At 62.9% G+C, this 17,393-nt stretch carries 14 protein-coding genes; 9 read left to right on the top strand and 5 right to left on the bottom strand.

Going from position 1 to position 17,393, the window contains the following annotated elements; translation table 11 throughout:
• Positions 1 to 67 precede the first annotated feature (67 nt).
• The gene (locus K7W41_RS19240) at positions 68 to 1,294 is read left to right on the top strand and encodes a hypothetical protein (protein ID WP_224611881.1); all 1,227 of its coding nucleotides are present in this window, start codon (positions 68 to 70) and stop codon (positions 1,292 to 1,294) included.
• A gap of 149 nt (positions 1,295 to 1,443) precedes the next feature.
• On the opposite strand, the gene K7W41_RS19245 is transcribed toward K7W41_RS19240, so the two are convergent.
• Positions 1,444 to 3,252, bottom strand: coding sequence for a hypothetical protein (locus K7W41_RS19245; RefSeq protein ID WP_224611882.1), 1,809 nt, complete (start codon positions 3,250 to 3,252; stop codon positions 1,444 to 1,446).
• Positions 3,253 to 3,573: 321 nt separating this feature from the next.
• On the opposite strand from K7W41_RS19245, the gene K7W41_RS19250 reads away from it, so the two are divergent.
• Entirely contained in the window at positions 3,574 to 5,136 is a 1,563-nt protein-coding gene (locus K7W41_RS19250) for a bifunctional metallophosphatase/5'-nucleotidase (protein ID WP_224611883.1), read from the top strand.
• 788 nt (positions 5,137 to 5,924) lie between these two features.
• On the opposite strand, the gene K7W41_RS19255 is transcribed toward K7W41_RS19250, so the two are convergent.
• On the bottom strand, positions 5,925 to 7,007 hold the full coding sequence (locus K7W41_RS19255; RefSeq protein ID WP_224611884.1) for a sensor histidine kinase: 1,083 nt from the start codon (positions 7,005 to 7,007) through the stop codon (positions 5,925 to 5,927).
• A 174-nt stretch (positions 7,008 to 7,181) separates the two neighbouring features.
• On the opposite strand from K7W41_RS19255, the gene K7W41_RS19260 reads away from it, so the two are divergent.
• Positions 7,182 to 7,721, top strand: a complete 540-nt coding sequence (locus tag K7W41_RS19260; RefSeq protein ID WP_380059093.1) for a DUF305 domain-containing protein — start codon at positions 7,182 to 7,184, stop codon at positions 7,719 to 7,721.
• A gap of 301 nt (positions 7,722 to 8,022) precedes the next feature.
• On the opposite strand, the gene K7W41_RS19265 is transcribed toward K7W41_RS19260, so the two are convergent.
• From K7W41_RS19265 to K7W41_RS19275, 3 genes are all read right to left on the bottom strand, one after another.
• Complete coding sequence (locus K7W41_RS19265) at positions 8,023 to 8,772, bottom strand: universal stress protein (RefSeq protein WP_224611886.1); 750 nt, start codon at positions 8,770 to 8,772, stop codon at positions 8,023 to 8,025.
• A 503-nt stretch (positions 8,773 to 9,275) separates the two neighbouring features.
• Complete coding sequence (locus tag K7W41_RS19270) at positions 9,276 to 10,178, bottom strand: mechanosensitive ion channel family protein (protein WP_224611887.1); 903 nt, start codon at positions 10,176 to 10,178, stop codon at positions 9,276 to 9,278.
• Between the two features lie 331 nt (positions 10,179 to 10,509).
• Positions 10,510 to 11,253, bottom strand: coding sequence for a response regulator transcription factor (locus tag K7W41_RS19275; RefSeq protein ID WP_224611888.1), 744 nt, complete (start codon positions 11,251 to 11,253; stop codon positions 10,510 to 10,512).
• Positions 11,254 to 12,269: 1,016 nt separating this feature from the next.
• Between K7W41_RS19275 and K7W41_RS19280 the strand changes: the two genes are divergently transcribed.
• From K7W41_RS19280 to K7W41_RS19305, 6 genes are all read left to right on the top strand, one after another.
• The gene (locus K7W41_RS19280) at positions 12,270 to 12,761 is read left to right on the top strand and encodes a PepSY domain-containing protein (protein WP_224611889.1); all 492 of its coding nucleotides are present in this window, start codon (positions 12,270 to 12,272) and stop codon (positions 12,759 to 12,761) included.
• Positions 12,762 to 12,889: 128 nt separating this feature from the next.
• On the top strand, positions 12,890 to 13,555 hold the full coding sequence (locus K7W41_RS19285) for a phosphatase PAP2 family protein (RefSeq protein WP_224611890.1): 666 nt from the start codon (positions 12,890 to 12,892) through the stop codon (positions 13,553 to 13,555).
• Positions 13,552 to 14,232 (top strand): response regulator transcription factor, encoded by a 681-nt coding sequence (locus K7W41_RS19290; RefSeq protein ID WP_224611891.1) that lies wholly within the window; start codon positions 13,552 to 13,554, stop codon positions 14,230 to 14,232. The genes K7W41_RS19285 and K7W41_RS19290 overlap by 4 nt, the downstream gene beginning before the upstream one ends.
• Before the next feature lie 17 nt (positions 14,233 to 14,249).
• On the top strand, positions 14,250 to 15,542 hold the full coding sequence (locus tag K7W41_RS19295; RefSeq protein ID WP_224611892.1) for a sensor histidine kinase: 1,293 nt from the start codon (positions 14,250 to 14,252) through the stop codon (positions 15,540 to 15,542).
• A 193-nt stretch (positions 15,543 to 15,735) separates the two neighbouring features.
• Entirely contained in the window at positions 15,736 to 16,329 is a 594-nt protein-coding gene (locus tag K7W41_RS19300; RefSeq protein WP_224611893.1) for a DedA family protein, read from the top strand.
• A 419-nt stretch (positions 16,330 to 16,748) separates the two neighbouring features.
• On the top strand, positions 16,749 to 17,339 hold the full coding sequence (locus K7W41_RS19305; protein WP_224611894.1) for a phosphatase PAP2 family protein: 591 nt from the start codon (positions 16,749 to 16,751) through the stop codon (positions 17,337 to 17,339).
• Positions 17,340 to 17,393: the final 54 nt, after the last annotated feature.

Consider the following 17,393-nt stretch of genomic DNA (forward strand, 5'->3'; position numbering starts at 1 on the left):
GCCCCAGGGGACCCCAGTCCCCCACATTCCGCCACATGCCGGCCCGGCCCCCCGTACAGTGGGCGGCATGGAAACTCCAGGCATCTGGGCGCGGATGCGCGCCTTGACCCGCGGCGAGCGCGACGCGCAGACCCTCTACGGCTACCGGCAGGCGGGTGCGGCCGTTCATCCGCTGCTCGACGCGGCCGAACGCCGCCGCTTCGACCTGCTGGTGGGGGGCGTCAGTCCATTTGCCCTCAAGCGCCACGTGGGACTGGAACTGGCCTGCGCCTGGAATGCGTTCGCCCTGCAAACCCTGGGCGACAAGATGCTGGCAGCCGATGAAACGGCCGATCCGGGCACCGTGGGGTTCGTGCCGCCCGTGACCTTCGATCAGGTGGAGGGTTACTACCAGCAGGTGCAGCGCTGGCTGGGCCACGCCAGCCAGGCGGCCCACGACCCAGACTTTGACCTGCCCCGCGGCACCCTGCCAGCCGCCCTCCCGGCCTGGTCACCGGTGGAGCCCTGTCCCCGGCCGCATCTGGAGGCCATGATGGCGGCGCTGGACGCCATGCGCCTGCATGCCGAGGCCGCCATGCACGGTCTGGAGCAGGCCACGCCGACCAGCGATCACGCCAGACTGGCCAAACTCAGGGGCCAGTTTGCCGAAGCCATGTCCAAAGCGCAGTATGCGGCGGGGATGTACCGCCCAGGCGCGTCGGCCGAGCTGCATGAACAGATCGAAACCCAGGCGAAGGGCGCCATCGAGGCCCTGTACCGGGTCGGCCAACTCATCAGTTACCCGGCCCTGATGAATGAGCGCCCGCCCGGGACAGGGACCCCCAAACGGCCCCGGGGCGGCGGCCCTTTTCTGCGCACACCACTGCCCGGCGAGAAGGGCTTTGATCCCTGGGCCATGACCGATCCGGATTCAGTCGCCTCCCTGAAGCGGAACCAGAACGCGGCGCGCGTGATCGGCGAGATGTGGGCCCTTGATCCTGATCCGGCGGCCAGTGTGGCCCTGTGGGATGAAATCCGGCGCGCCGTGGAGACGGGCGGCGCGGCCATCGCCCGCAGCAGCAGTGGCAAGCCCATCGGGTTCTATTTTTGCACGCCCTACTGTGCCATCTACGAGGCCAAGCGGCCCCTGCGGCTGGGGGACACGGCGGTGGCGCCGGGGGAGCGCTTCACCCTCGAGTGTGCAGCGGAGGGCGTCCGAGTTGGCTACCCCTTCAAACGGGAGATTGTGACCGGCACGTTCCAGAACGCCGCCATTGACTACTGCGATCCGGATCAGCCGCCTCCCCACGAGTAAGCCGCCTTGCTCAACGGGATACCGGGATGACCGGACAGGCGGCTGGCTCAGTAGCTCGCTGTTGATCTTGAGATCAACCGAGCGGCGCGACGCACTTCACCAGGCTGCAACGCCAGGGGTTCCATCCTGATCAGCCAGTTCTTCCTCAATCAGGTCTCTACACCAATTGGTTCCACAAATCCCTTGTAGGCAGCAAGGAACACCATGGCAACAACCGTCATGGCCATGAGGGCGTACCGGAGTTCCGATTGAGGGAGGCCACCTGCGCCTTCCCAGAACAGGCCCACCAGCTTACCGCCGGAGGTTCCCGCCGCAATGACGCCGAGCAGCGCAGCCATCAGCCACTGAAACTGCTGACGTTTGAAGTTCCGGCGCTCCTTAAACTTCTCCAGATTCAAGGTCGTGTTGAATGCAATCGCCGCTCGCGTCCCTTCAATGTTGTGGGCCTTCTGTACGGCCGTGAACCAGTCATTGAGCTCACCGAAGTGAAAAGGATGGCGGCTGGCATAGTCGTAGAACGTCTGCCGCTTCCGGTTGGTGATCAGCTCCTCGACGGTTCGGGCGTGAAGGAGAGCCCGCTCCTCGCATTGCCACAAACTGCCATTGATGAAATCCACCAGATCGACATGCGATTGAAGCGCATAAATCAGTTCGTTGGCGTTCGGGTCATCTCCTTCATACTCCTCTATCCCTGAGCGGGAATACACGAACAGGTTGAGGGCCGGACCGGTGTAGCTCAGGTAGTCCTCGGCTGATCGCAAGGATTCACCCAGATGTTTTTGAGCGTGAGGGCCAGGAATGTCCTTGGAGCGGCTCATGATGTGCCCCAGTTCTGCGGCGTATCTGCTGTGAATGTCCGAGGCGGTCAGCGGATGATTGCGCACGGAGAGCAGGTACACGTTCGGGGTGCCGCGCCAAAATTCACCCTGTTCGTAGCGCGCTTTTTTTGGCCCAAGAAGCCGATAGCGCCACCCCATCCTGGGCTGATTGAGGAGGGTCGTCAGCGCATTGCTGAGCATGGTGGTGACGGTCGTCAATGACATTGGCGCCCCCTCCCCCTTGCCTTCTGGATCAAGCGAAATCAAATCGTGGTCGAATGAATCGGGGCCACCCTCAACTCGGTTGACCGAGCGGGCAATCAGGTTTTCAAGCCTTCGCCACTGGCGCAGCGCTGAGCGCCTGCTCTCGTAATAATCATCTTCGAAGATCAGCTTCCGCCCATCTAACTTCATGAGGGCTGGAGGCACGAGGATATCCGTGGCCACTGCCATGGACGAATTCAGGAAGTCGTCGATCAATTCCCGAGTCGAGATCAGATTTCCATTTGACATCAGGCGGAAATGCATCTGGAAGACCCCGTTCTGGTGAACGGTCAGGGACGGGTAAAGCCTGATGTGCTTGCCCTCCGTCTTGAGCTCACAAGGCTCCAAGAACGCTTTGAAATAGAGCAGCTCCTTCGCCACCATTGGACTCACGTAATGGTGCTCGAAAAACCTCATCTGTGCGGCGTGGAGGGCACACTGCATTTGATAGGGCCCGAGTCCGTCGGGAAACGTGAACTCTACCGTGCGTGGCCTGACGAATGGTTCCCGATGAATGTCAAAGGGCTCAGCGTGAATAGACTGAGATTTCCAGATGAGAAATCCTTCGGAGTAATGCGAGACGACGGCCAGACCTGACTGAACGACATCAGCCGCCAGTTGCATGAAATGGTCATGTTGAATGGCACCCGTGAAGTAGGTGGTGTAGGCAAAGATGATGTCCCAGTCCGACCAGATCAGCACGTCAGCTGTGCTTTTACCCAGGCTGACCGACAGTGGACGAAAATCGTCCAGGGGCCGCTCATTGAGGATGGAGAGACACGCTCGCTGTGGTCTGATAAACGTCAATGTTTTGGTGTGCAGCCCGGCAGAGACCGCGTACCTCTCCACTTGCGGGACATGGTTGAAACGGGACACAGCGTCAGCATAGGACTGAGCGCGACGCAGTGGACGTGGCTTGCGCGCGAGAAGCGACGGTTTACGTCAGAGGGCCAGGCCATTGCGCCAAGCGACAAGGCGCGATGTGCCTTTTCCATCCCACGTCTCTGGACGGACGACATGTGCATCAACTGGCCCTCCGCCTGCGCTCTGGGTCATGACCAGCCACCCCGGGAGGGCCACCAGGAGTGCTGGATTGGGCCACTCCCAATACGTTGTTCGCCCTTTGAATTGGCATGTGGGCCGCCGAGCATGTCGCGGTGCGCAGCGCCTGACGCCAGATCCTTATACTGGTGGCCCATGACCCGCTTCTCACTGGCCCTGTTGACCACAGCCCTCCTGAGCAGCGCCCACGCCGCGCCGCTGACGGTGACCGTGCTGCACACCGACGACCTGCACGGGCGCCTGGAGCCCACCAAGATCGGCGACAACCTGTATGGCGGCTACGCCCGGCAGACCACGCTGGTGAAACAGTTCAGCGCGCAGGATCCCAACCCGCTGGTCCTCTCTGGGGGCGACACCTTCCAGGGCACCCTGTTCTACAACGTCTACAAAGGCCTGGCAGACGTGCTGTTCATGAACCTGATGGGCTACGACGCCATGGCGGTGGGCAACCACGAGTTCGACGACGGCCCGGAAGCGCTGGCCAAGTTCGCCCAACGGGCGCAGTTTCCACTGTTGGCCGCCAACGTCGATGTCAGCGCTGAACCTCTCCTGAAAGACCTGATCAAGCCCTACGCCGTCATGAGCGTGGGCGGGGAGAAGGTGGGGGTCATTGGCGCCGTGACCCCCGACCTGCCGCAGATCAGCTCACCCGGGGCCAACGTGAAGATGCTCGAACTGATGCAGAGCCTGCGCAGCAGCGTCACGGCGCTGCAAGGCCAGGGCGTCAACAAGATCTTCCTGGTCTCCCACCTGGGGTATACCCTGGAACAGGAGGTGGCGCGCACCGTCTCCGGCATCGACGTGATCGTTGGTGGGCACTCGCATACCCTGCTGGGCACTTTCACTAATAAAGACTTCCCCGCCAGCGAAGGGCCCTATCCGACAATCGTGCCCAACCCGGACGGCAACCGCACCCTGCTGGTGGCGGCGTGGGAGTGGGGCAAGGTGCTGGGCCGCCTGAAAGTGACGTTCAGTGACAGCGGCGCGGTCGAGAGTTGGGAAGGCAACCCCGTACCCGTGACGGCTGATATTGCCGAAGACCCCACCGCCAAGCGCATGGTAGAGACGCTGACCGTGCCGATTGCCAACCTGCGCCAGCGGGTGGTCGGGCAAACCGCACGTGGCCTGAACGGCAACCGCGAGGTCGTGCGCCGGCGCGAGAGCACCATGGCCAACGTCCTGGCCGACGCCGCGCTGGCTGCGGCCCAGAATGCCGGCGCGCAGCTCGCCTTTGTGAACGGCGGTGGCGTCCGGGCCAGCATCAACGCCGGTCCCATCACGTTTGACGAGGCCATCACCGTGCAGCCGTTCGGCAACACCCTGACGGTCCTGACCCTGAATGGAGCCCAGATCAGAGCGGCGCTGGAGCACGGCGTGGCCACCTGGAGTGAGAACAAGGGCCAGTTTCTACACGTCAGCCGCGGCGTGAGCTACACCTTTGACCTGGGGCGCCCAGCCGGCAGCCGCGTGACGGCCGTGACCCTGAACGGCCAACTGGTTGTGGACACCCAGACGTACAAGGTGGCGATGAACAACTTCACGGCGGGCGGCGGCGACGGCTTCACGATGTTTAAGGGTGCGCCTCGCCTGGATACCGGCACGCTGGACGTAGACATTCTGGTGCGCTACCTGCAGGGGCGGCCCGCAGTGGACGCGGAGCCAGAAGGCCGCATCGTGATTGTGAATGAACCCAGGTAATTGCCGCAGAGCCGCGCGACTGCGGCTGTAAAAGGGGGAGGCTTACCAGGCAAGTGGCGGCCCTCTCGGCATCCTTTACCGGATGGCCTGGTCATCAAGTTGAGTATTCAAATGGTCGCATACCGGGCTTCCGGATCTCGGAGTATGACCACGGAATGTGCAGGGGTGGCTGTCTCAGAAATCCTCTGCGATGGAAGCTTCTGCGGTTCGTTATCCGGCAGGACAGCGCCGGATGTTCTTTCGCTTCTTAACCATTGATCTCTTCTTTCACAGCTCTGGAAGTCCTCCGAAGCCCTGCCGAATGCAGCGAATTTCTTGGAATTGGTCGGAGACGGCACTCGCTGTGTTCTCAACTGTGCATACCGGAAGTTGAAGGGCGCTCCACTGAAAAGTTGCCTCTCTCAGCACGCGCCCAAACCGGCGTGAGAAGTCCGTCATCGGCTTTGAGTGGTGCACCTGCCGTTCCTGAGACGTGAAAACGGCACCCAAAAGGGTGCCGCCGCATGAAAACCTGACCCGGTGTCAGGCCTCACCAGTGTACTGGCACTGGGGAGGTTGACCTCTGCCACTTGGCGGCTGTGCTTGAGCGTCAGTGCGGAGGCTGAACGTAAACAGATGGTGACAGGTCGGAGACTGCAGGGACAGGCAAGCCCACTAAGTGGTGAATGTAGCACCAGGCCAACGTGCACTTCAGTCCGGGGACCGGAGAGAAGTCTGTGCTCACGTATCCCTCGGTGTCGGTCCTTCGGTGAGGTGCTGCCTGAATGTCTGTAAGGGCTGGATTTCAATCACTTCAGAGGCAGGGACAAGGTGAAAGTCGCCCCCTGTCCTAGGCTGGACCGGACCGTCAGATCACCGCCCAGTGCGCGCGCCAAGCCGCGGGCCACCGTGAGCCCAACTCCACTGCCTTCCCCGCGCGTCCGGGCTGTATTCGCCCGGAAGAAGCGCTCGAACACCCGGTCGAGATGTTCCGGCGAAATGCCTGTGCCGGTGTCCTGCACGGTGACGTAGATAACCTCTCCCTCTGTCTTGCTCGTGACGCGCACCTGTCCTCCGGGAGCCGTGTGTCGCAGCGCGTTGCTCAGCACGTTTGCCAGAATTTGACCGGCGCGCTCCGGATCGGTCCAGGCCTCCAGTGTGGTGGGCAACGGCGGCACCACCAGGTCTACACCCTTGTCCTCGAAAGGGGGCGCAAACCGTTGCTGGGCGTGTGCCAGCAACTCGGCGACAGAGGTGCGCTGCGGGTGCACCTCCACCTGACCCGCTTCAACCCGGCTGACGAGGCTCAGGTCACTCACCAACCGCTCCATGCTGGCCAGCTCCCGGTGGATGGCGGTCATGGCACTGCCGTGGCTCATCACGCCGTCCTGCGCCGCCTCCACGTACCCGCGTACCGCTGCCACTGGCGCACGCAACTCGTGTGCCACGTTGCCAATCAGGTCCACACGGGTCTGCTCCACCTGCGCCAGGGTGCCGGCCATGACATTGAAGCTGTGCGCAAGATCCGCGAGCTCATCCTGACCGGATTCCGGGAGGCGCCGGGCGTACTCCCCACTGGCAATGGCGGCGCTGCCCGCCTGGAGGGTCCGCACGGACGCCGTGACGCGCCGCGCGGCGACCCAGGCGGTCCCGGTGGCCACCAGAAGGGCCAGTGGCAAGGCCGTGAGCAGCGCGCGCGTGAGGGTGGCGCGCATGCCGCTGCTGAGGTCGGCGCGCATCCCCGCGCCGCTGGCCCCCATCTGCCGGACCATTTCCTCCACGTGGTGCTGAATGAAGGGGTGCGCGGCCAGTTCCGCCGCCACGATCAGAACCACGGCCATCAGCGTCATCACGGCGAGGTGATTGAGCAGCAGACGGGGAAACAGGCGCATGGCCGCCACGCTACTCCACGCCTTCACCGCTGTCGATCACTCAGGCGAGAGAGCTTTACACGAGCTTTACACGGGCGCTCTAGGGTACAGGGTATGAGACCACGTCTTAAGACTGTCCTGGTGCCCCTCAGCGTGACTGCCCTGGTCGTGACAGGCCTCGCTTTCGCCCAGTCCATGCCGGGTATGGACCACAGCAGCATGCCCGGTATGTCAGGTTCCTCCGCCAGCATGCCGATGGCCAAGACGGATCTGAGTGGCCTGGCCAAACTTCAGGGCAAGGCGTTTGACCGCGCGTTCCTCAGCATGATGGTGCCGCACCACCAGATGGCGGTGGACATGGCGCGCGCCGTGCTGCCCCTCAGCAAGGACGCCACGGTCAAGACCTGGGCCAACGCCGTGATCAAGGACCAGAACCGTGAGATCACGCAGATGAACACCATGCTCAAAGGCATGGGAGGCGTGAACACGGCTATGGCGGGCGAGATGAAAAACAGCATGAAAGGCATGGGCGACATGGTGAAGAAGGCCAAGAACCCGGACGTCGCCTTCGTGCAGGGCATGCTACCCCACCACGCGTCCGCAATCGAGATGGCCAATCTCGCCTTGCAGCAGGGTCAGGACGCCCGCGTGCTAAGCCTGTCCAGAGCCATCATCACGGCGCAGGCGAAGGAAATGCTCGACTACCGCACCTGGCTCAAGAAGCGCGGCCTGTAGAAACAGTTGTTGTCAGGGTCCCGGGCGAAACTGTCTGGGACCCTGTGTTGTTCAGAGGTCTTCCCATGAGCAGCAGAGGGGGATGAAAAGATGACTTTCCAGACCCACGTCATGGGACTGGACATTCAACAGCTCACAGCTGCTCGGCTGACGCCTCGTCTCTGCTGTCGACTGGCGCAGGCCTGCCCCAACTCTTGTGCGCGGCACAGAATCTGCTGATCAAACGATTCCGCTCTTGTCCTGCATCCGCTTGAATTCCGCTTGCCCGTGCACATGTTGGGAAAGGCCCACACCACCAAACTTATGGGCAGATCAGGACTGGGCCTCGTGGCGACTTGAGCACCTGCTGCACGACCCGGCTCACCGTCAACCCGAACAGATGGCCGCCGCCCGCACCTCCCATCACCAACAGCTGATCCGCGGCAGTGACACCCGCCAGCACCTGACCCGTGTCGCCCTGTTCGTAGCGGCTCTCCCGCTCGGCAATGCCCTGCGCCAGTAACTCCTGGCGGGCAATCAGCACGTCATGGTCATCGATGTCGCGCCCCTCTGCCACAACCAGAAGATCGACCGGGCGCTGCCAGGCCTGGGCCAACCGCGCCGCATGCCTGACCGCGTGAAACGCTTTGCGCTGGCCATGGAACGCCACGGTCAGGCCGGTCGGGACCTGATCTGTTTCCTGAGCGAGCCAGATCGGCCGCGTGGCATGCCGGATCACCCGGTCCAGAGTGGAGAAGCCAAACGTCCGGAGGGCCCTTGGGAACCAGGCGACCATCACCATATCCACGCGTGGCATCAGGTGGCCCAGTGCCTGGGACCGGGAGCCGGAGGCGCGGAACGATTCGTAAGGAACCCGCGCTTGCTGAGAGCGCTGTGCAAAGCTGTCCAGAACAGGTGGCGCGGCTTCAGGCGAGAGGGTACTCACGCCCAACAGCTGTCCCCCGGAGAGCTGGGCCAGTTCGATGGCCTGGTCAACCACCCATGATGGGCCGATCCGCCCGTCAAGGGGCACCAGATAAGAGAGACGGGAGGGGTCGGTAGGAAACCGCATACAACGAACTGTACCGGGTCTCTCAGGGAAGCAGGGCACCCAGACCGTGAGCGGACCTCCGTACCCTTGCACTCCAGAACGTCTCCACCTGTCACCTCCGCCAGGCATCAGGTCCGTAGGACCTTGATCTGCATTCCAAACTGCTGATGGTTGACGGCTGCCCGGCCATGACTGGAGCAGACACCATGAGCTGCTGTAGGGCCGGACTCGCGCTCACCAGTTTGAAGGATAAGCCAGTCCTCAGACGCGTCGGGTTGCAAGTGGCCCGATTTGCGCGGGAGTTGCGCGCCTCGTGCTGTAGAGCGGGCGTCCGGATGTGGATGTGGCCTTCCCAAAACCTTCTTGCGGCCCAGCTCGCAGCACCCCGCCGGGACTGATCGCCACTCCACCGTGATTCGCCACACTTCCGCCCTCAGATTGATTGTTCCGCCCATGACCGCCAGGGTGCTTGCCTCACCGCTGCCCAGCGCGTCCAAGCCATCTCAAGGCCACCCCATCCCGGGTCAAATGTCTGACGAGTCACCTGCTTGGCGCCCGCCTGGCTGACGTGCAGGCAGGAAAGTGTCCTCACTTCGGGTCGTGACCAGGGCAAGCGTGTCGACCGGCGCCCGGATGCCTGATTGACTGAGCGCGGTCCACACTGCCAGGATCGCTTCGCCCTTGAGCTGCACAAAGGCCTGACGCTTGGCCGCCAGGCGCGTCCAGAAGTAAAAGCGCACCCGGAACTTCCCCACCAGCGGCTCGACGATGGCCGCGTATGGCGCAGGCTCATCGACCACTTCAGCTAACTGCGTCAGTGCTTCGATCCCCAGACGCTGCACCTGAAGCAGATCATCTCCATCTCCTATCTCGAACTCAAAATCGCCGCGCAACATGCGGTTGCGCGTGGCATTGAACACCGGCTCCTTGAACACCTGCGCATTGGGCACAAAGGCGTCCCGACCATCGAAGGTCCGCAACTGGGTGTACCGCAGGTCGATCCGCAGCACCGTCCCTTCCACGCCGCCCACCTGCACAATGTCTCCAACCGTGAACGGCCGGGAGGCAGCCAGGAACAGGCCCGCGAGCAGGTTCTCGCCGATATCCCGGAAGGCGAAGCCCAGCACCGCGACGGTCAGTCCCGCACCCGCCACAACCGTCGCCACTTCGTCCTGCCACCCCAGCAGGCGAATGATGACGGCGACTCCAGCCACAAACACGGTGTACGAGAGCAGCCGCGCGACGAAGGAGGCCAGCAGCCGGTCCCGGACCACCCGGCGCAGGACCCAGCGCATGCCCTGGAAGGTCCAGCGCGACAACAGGTACGTGATCACGAGAATCACGACCGACAACGCGGCCAGCGGCAGTCTGCGCCCCAACCACCCCAGGGCACCTATGAACTCTTGCAGGGCGGTCTCGACGCTCACCCCGGCACCTTACCTTGAGTCGTCGTGTCCGTGGCTGGGCCCAACGCACCGGACCGGGCCCCGACGACATCTGCCGGATTGGCAGCGGTCATCTTCAAGCTGATGGGGTCGTGACATCCACCAGACCGATCTTCATGACAGGCCCGACAGTTCAGCCGCCCAGTGCTCGGCTTGAACGGCTGAACCACTGGGCCCCTCACTGCCAATCTTGTAAAGCTCTCCCACTCAGAGAGGGACGCTGACGCCCTCTCTGGTCAACACGGTGCCTCCGCTCAGCACGGTGATGTTGGCAGTAGCCCGTCTGGACGTCATGGCCCTGAACGGAACTCGCTCAGGCGGGAGTCAGGAGACGCCTCCCGCGTGTGATGTGATCACTGGACTCAGAACTGCTGCCTTCCTGGCCAGGCGGCGAACTCACCATCACATAGCCGTGTCCCCGCACCGTGCGCACCATGTCGCCACCTCCTGCGGCACGCAACTTCCTGCGGACGTTGGTGAGGTGAACATCAAGGGCCGTACTGGATGCTGGACGCTGCCCCTGCCACAGTCTCGCCATCAGGTTCGCCCGGGAGACGGCGTGACCCGCCGCTTGGGTCAGCAGGCGCAGCATCTCAAATTCTGTGGGGGTCAGGCGCAACTGGGCGCCCCCGTATGACGCGAGGCCGGTGTCCAGCACCAGTGTCAGCTCGCCGCACAGCAGCACCGGGGGCAGACGGCGGCGCAACTGGGTTTCGAGGCGGGCCACAAGTTCCGTCAGGTGGTACGGTTTGACCAGGTAATCATCCGCGCCCATGCGGAGGAGCTCGACCTTCTCATCCACTGCGCTCCGCGCGCTCAGGACTAGAATCGGTACATCTGAAACCTTCCTCAATCGGGACACCACCAACCGCCCATCTGCATCGGGGAGCCCCAGGTCCAGGAGAATCAGGTCGGGACACTGTGTCCGCGCCTGAATGAGCCCTGTCATGGCAGTAGACGCGTGGGACACGGCGTACCCCTCATCCTGAAGGTCATAGGTCAATAAGGCGGCGATGTCAGCGTTGTCCTCGATGATCAGGATGCGCTTGGCCTGCATAACCATATGGTAGACCCCAGTGGAATTCTTTGGTCCAAGGTCAGTGCTCTGGACAGGGCACGGTCAGGCACGCGCGAATGGCACCGAGTCACATTTCAAGCAGGCCGCGTGCCGGCGGCAAGCCTCTGCTGCGTCAATCTGACAGGTCCGCCGTTATCATCGCCGCAGAACCGTCAGGCGGAATCCTGAGCATCCTCAGGCATGACTTTTGTCTTGATTGAACCGCATCTGAGAAACATCGCCGGGGGTATTTCGCAAAACCGCGTAACAGCAGGCCAATCATGATCTTGTAGGCAAGGTTTGCTCTGACTGTGCCTGAGGTCCATCATCACTGGCCACCCGCCAGAATGCCCAGGACCAAGCGAAGGTCAGCTCCATCCCACGGTGCATCAGCACCATTAGTCCATGCCTCTGGGTGCCCTGCCGGTTGTCCCGGGCCGCTTTCTACAGAGGACATCCTGGCGCATTCCACACACTTCATTCGTGGAAAGACGTTCGGCAAATACCCCACAGAAGCGCCGCGCCTGCGCGATGCCGAATGCCGGCCTCACGCCCTTTGATCGCTCTGACGAGGACCTGCCGTTTTCGTCATCCCCACGGGAACCTAAACAGGCCGTAGAGGCTATTTCACTCGGCATCAGTCAGGTGGTTCGGATGCGGTACAGAATCATCGTTGGACCACCTCCGACGGATCAGCCGCTCTTCCTTCCCTGGCAACGAACGCGCCAGCACGAGATTAGGCCGCACTTTGGACCCACATTCTCCTGGAGGCGTCCATTTCAAGGTGGCGCTGGGCCATTGGAGAACACTGACAACGCTGCTGAGCATGAGTCTGCCGTTTTCCCGCTGGCGTCTTGCCTGCGGTTCAATGAATCAGAAGCCTGCTCTCCCACTCTGTACCACTCTGATCACGTGAGCTGGAATCAATCCGCTATACGGGGATTTTACCGACCTCGAGCACACTCTGCTCAGGTCAAGGCAAGGTGCCTGACCCCACACCAAGGAGACCTCTGCTGATGAACAAGAACACCCGTACCGTCCTGCTTGCCCTCGCCACCACCGCCGCCGTCGCCGTTCCCCTGGTCGGCTACGCCTTCGCGCAGAATGCCCCAGTGGCCCCGGTCACGGCCACCCAGTCCGGGGAGAAGCGTGGGACGGAAGAAACCGAAGCAGCCGAGACGAGCGTCAAAAGTAGCATTCAACTTCCCGCTGAGCAGCCGGGCACAGAAATTCCGGACGCTCAGGAAGACGCGCAGGTGCGTGCCCTCGCCAAGATCACCCCGCAACAGGCCACTCAGGCCGCCCAGGCTGCTGTCCCCGGCGCCGCGAGCAGCGTGAAACTGGAAGACGAGGACGGAAGCCTGGTGTACGCCGTGGTGATTGGACAGACCGAGGTGATGGTGGACGCCGGGAACGGTCAGGTGCTGCACCAGGAGGCGGAGGACGGGGAGGCTGAAACCGGAGCTGACGAGCAGGAAGGCAGTGAGCAGGCCGAAACCAACCGCTAATTCCCTCACGCTGACAAGAAACACTGACTTCGACACCGCTTGACGCGCGGGCACCTCTCCAGGGTGCCCGGCTTCTCTTGCTGTGACGGTATACCGCAACTTTACCTTCCTCAGTCAGGCTGGCCCGCATGCACACCCCGCTGTCCCAACGTCACCGGATTCGGACAGTGACTCTGCTCCGACTCTTCCTCGGGATCCTGCTGCCCTTGATCGTGGTTGGCCTGATCGCTGAGGATCTGTTGGAAGGACAGAGTTTCGCTTTCGAAACACCTTTCCTTCTCGCGCTCCACAGCCAAGCGACCCCAATTCTGGACCAGTTGGCCCTTCTCTTCACGGCCGCCGGCGGCGCGGCCGTCATCGCTCCCCTCAGTGCACTGATTCTGGCTGTACTCTGGCGCACTCGACACCGGTTGGCCACCTTCTGGGGGCTGAGTGTCGCGGGTGCCGCCGGATTGAATCTCGTCATGAAAGTGCTGATGCACCGCTCGCGTCCGGACCTCTGGCCCCGTTTGGTGCAGGAGCATGACGCCAGCTTTCCAAGCGGGCACAGCATGTACAGTGCGGCGTTCGTCACGGCACTGATCCTGCTTGCCTGGCGGACCCCATACCGGTGGCCCGCGCTGATCCTCGGTAGTGCATTCAGCGGTCTGGTGGGCGTTTCACGGCTTTACCTGGGGGTTCATTATCCCACGGACGTCGTGGGAGGCTGGTTGACTGGAGCCGCGTGGGTGCTGGGCGTGTACGGTGTATTGCGGCCATTTGCACCTGGGCATCAGAAGGAGGCGGCCGGATGAGACTGTTAATCGTCGAGGATGACCCACACATCGCCGAACTGCTGAGTGAGGGCCTGACTGAGGAGGGCTACGAGTGCGACCGGGCGGGTGGCGCTGCCGAGGGCCTTGAACTGGCCCGGCTGTTTCCGTATGGGTTGCTGCTGCTGGACGTGATGCTCCCCGAGGGCATTGACGCAGGCTACAAACTTGGACGGCAACTCAGGGAACATGGGTTGAACACACCGATTCTGTATCTCACCGCCCGCGGGACCGTGGAGGACCGGGTCGAAGGATTGGAGGCCGGTGGAGACGATTATCTGGTGAAACCCTTTGCGTTCAAGGAGTTGCGGGCGCGCGTCCGGGCGCTCCTGCGGCGCGCAAGCGGCAACGCACAGAACACTGTGCCCCTCCCGGGCGGCTGGATCATGGATCTCGGCGGCCGAGAACTGTACACCACGGGGGTGCGCGCGGAGTTGACCCGCCGCGAATTTGCCCTGCTTGAGCTCCTGGTCCTGAACCCAGGCCGGGCCTTCTCAAGGGACGACATCATTGAGCGCCTGTGGGGCGGCGAAGGCGGCGCGGTGGAACCCAAAGTCATTGATGTGTATGTCAGCACCATCCGCCGCAAGACCGCCGACGGTCTGATTGAAACGGTCCGGGGCACCGGCTACCGGCTCGGGCGGGGAGAGCCAATGTGACCACAGGCGGGCGCCGGGTGAACTGGAACTGGCGGGACTGGAGTCTGCGGGTCAAACTGACGCTGGGCTACGCCGTGGTCTTCGCCGTGACCACCCTGCTGGGCGCCGCCCTTGTGTATGTCCTGGCCCGCAGCAGTTTAACCAGCTCGCTGGACGTCACCCTGCGTGAAACGGCCAGTGTGGCACAGGGCAGCATCGAGAACCGAAACGGCCAGTGGACATTCTCTGCGGAGCTGACGCCAACCGGTGACCTGTCTATTGAACTGCTGTCTGCGGCAGGAAAGCTGCTGGCCCGTGCCGGACAGGAAGAGCATGACCAGGCTCTTGCCCTACACCCGGGGTTCATGTCCACCAGCGAGCACCGTGTGCTGACCCTCCCGCTGGACGGCGGGCTCTATCTGAGGGTGTCTCGCCCGAGTGACACGTTGGTGGAGCTGCTCGAAACGCTGGGCCGCATCCTCAGCGCTGGCAGCGTCCTGATGGTGGTGGTGGCCTGCGGCGCCGGTTATGTCCTAGCCGACCGGGCGTTGCGGCCAGTGGACGCCGTGGCCCGCACGGCAGAGGGGATTGCCCGGCGCGGCACCTATCAGGAACGGGTTCCAGCTGCTTCTGGGCATGACGAAATGGCGCGGCTGACCACCACCGTCAATGACATGCTCGACCAGCTTGAAGGAACCATTGAGCGGGAAAAAGGTTTCGCGCGCATCGCGGCGCATGAGTTACGCACTCCCTTGACGGTCCTCAAGGGTCGTCTTGACCTCACGTTGGAACGTCCCCGGGACGCAGCGGACTATCACCGGGCACTCAGCGCAATGCAGGGGCGGGTGGACGCCCTGGTCATTCTCTCGGAAAGCCTGCTCGCTTTGGCCCGGACTGACGCCCCACTGCAGCTTCAGCCGGTGGAACTGGCCAGCAGCGCCGCCGCGGTGGTCGAGACGCTTGACGAGGTGGCGCACCGAGCAGGCCAACGCGTACAACTTGATCTCACCGAGAGTTGGGTACAGGCTGAACCGGACGGCGTGAACCGCGCCCTCGTCAACCTGCTTGAAAATGCCCTCAAGTACGGGACAGGAGACGTCCTCGTGCGGGTCAGCGCCGGCGAGGTCGCTGTCCGCAGCGGTGGGCCTGGCCCAGATCAGACGCACTGGCCCCGGCTGCTGGAGCCTTTTGAGCGCGGCGCGGGCACTCAGGGGACGGCTGGAAGTGGGTTGGGCTTGCCCCTGGTGGCAGCCCTCGCCCGACGCTGGAGGGCGGAGCTTCTTCCCCAATGGGAGGACGGGGCCTTCGAGGTGCGCCTGCGTTTTCCCTAGTGATGTCCTGCCCCTCATCCTGCACTCTCAGCGGGAGCAGCCAGCACGGCAAGTCAGCCGGCGGGGCTCACCGAACATTCGCGCGCTAGAGGTGGTCAAGGCTGTCACGGTGTCAGACTGATCCCTGTGGCCGGCTGGCTGGAGCGTGTGCTTGGTATACGCCTCCTTTACCTCTCCTTCCTATGGTGAGGACATGGTTGACCTGACCCAACTTTTGCTGAGTGCTTCATACCTCGGTCTCTTTGCCATTGTCTTTGCCGAAAGCGGTCTTCTCATTGGCTTTTTCCTACCTGGCGACAGCCTACTTCTCACAGCGGGCATCCTTGCTCAGCAGGGCAGCCTGCACCTGGCAGGCGTGATGCTGGCGGTCACCCTTGGCGCGGTCATCGGAGACAGCACGGGATACTTCATCGGACGCCGCTTCGGCCCTGCGGTGTTCAGCCGTCCAGACCACCGACTGTTTCGGCCCGAATATGTCGGGCGGACCCAAGCCTTCTTTCAGCGCCACGGCGGCCTCTCACTGATTCTGGCCCGCTTCGTGCCTGTGGTGAGGACAGTCGCACCGACACTGGCTGGAGTCGGACAGATGCCCTACTCACAGTTTTTGATCTACAACGTGGTGGGTGGCCTGCTCTGGGCGACCAGTGTGCCTCTGCTGGGCTACTGGCTGGGCGGCCTCATCCCGCACCTGGACCGTTGCATCCTGCTGGTCATCGGGGTGGTAATCATCGTGAGTCTGATTCCAGTTGGGTTGGAACTGCGAAAACTCCGCGTCAAGCAGAGGTAGGCGGGGCCTATGCCCTCTGCGGCAAAGGGTGAAGCTCTATCCAGATGCCGGAAGCGTGGGTCATTGAGAGACGGCAAGGAGGACCTGTTGACGGTCTTTGTCTTCCTGCCGGTAGAGGGCCCTCGACAGAATTCTCCTCCATATCGTGACGCAGGGACCACACGCGACGTGTGGCACCACTGTGGTGGAGTGGCCCATCTGGCTTGAGCTGTCATTCCCAGGCAGGGACCACCGTGGCGCTGAGCGTCATTCACCACCTGCTCCCGAATGCCGGCGTCCGCTGGCCGCTATACCGCGTCTATACCGCTTCTTGCGATCGTACTGCTGTGAGAGGCCTTCTGACCAAGTGCACGCAGCGCGCAGCAGTGGCGGGTGGGCTGCGACTGGGGCTGGGCATCTTGCTCCCGCTCTTCTTGCTGATGCTCATCGCCAACGAAGTGGGCGAAAAGGAATACTTCGCAGTTGACCTCTTCGCCATGTCCTGGGTGCACCGACAGGCGGGGGATGGCCTCCTGTCGGTCAGCATCTGGATGAATCAGCTGGGAACGCCGTTGGCGACCTGCGTGGTCACCGTGCTGCCTCCCCTTGCCCTGTGGTTCATGAACCGCCGTCCACAGGCGCTTTTCGCGCTGGTGGCCGTGGGGGGCGCTGAGGGCGCGCAGGCCATCATGAAGCGCATCTTCCAGCGGCCGAGACCTGAGTTGTGGCCCCATCTGGTGACGGCGCCGGGCGCCTCCTTTCCCAGTGGACACAGCACCGTGGCGGCGGCCCTCGCCGCTGTATGCGTGCTCCTGTTGTGGCGTACCCGGTGGCGCTGGTCTGCTTTATGGCTTGGCGCAGCCTACTACGGCTTGATGGCCCTTTCCAGGGTCGTGTTGGGCGTCCACTACCCCACCGACGTGCTGGCCGCCGGGCTGACTGCACTGGTGTGGGTCATGGCCACCTATCTGGGGTTACGCAGATGGCTCAGGCCAGGGGCTGGGCGCGAGCCTAATGACGGTGACCAGTAAGCATGCAAGTTCATCCCCAGAGTTCGGGGGCATGATCACACCTGAACCCCAGAC

It is taken from the genome of Deinococcus multiflagellatus, from assembly GCF_020166415.1.
Taxonomy (GTDB): Bacteria; Deinococcota; Deinococci; order Deinococcales; family Deinococcaceae; genus Deinococcus; species Deinococcus multiflagellatus.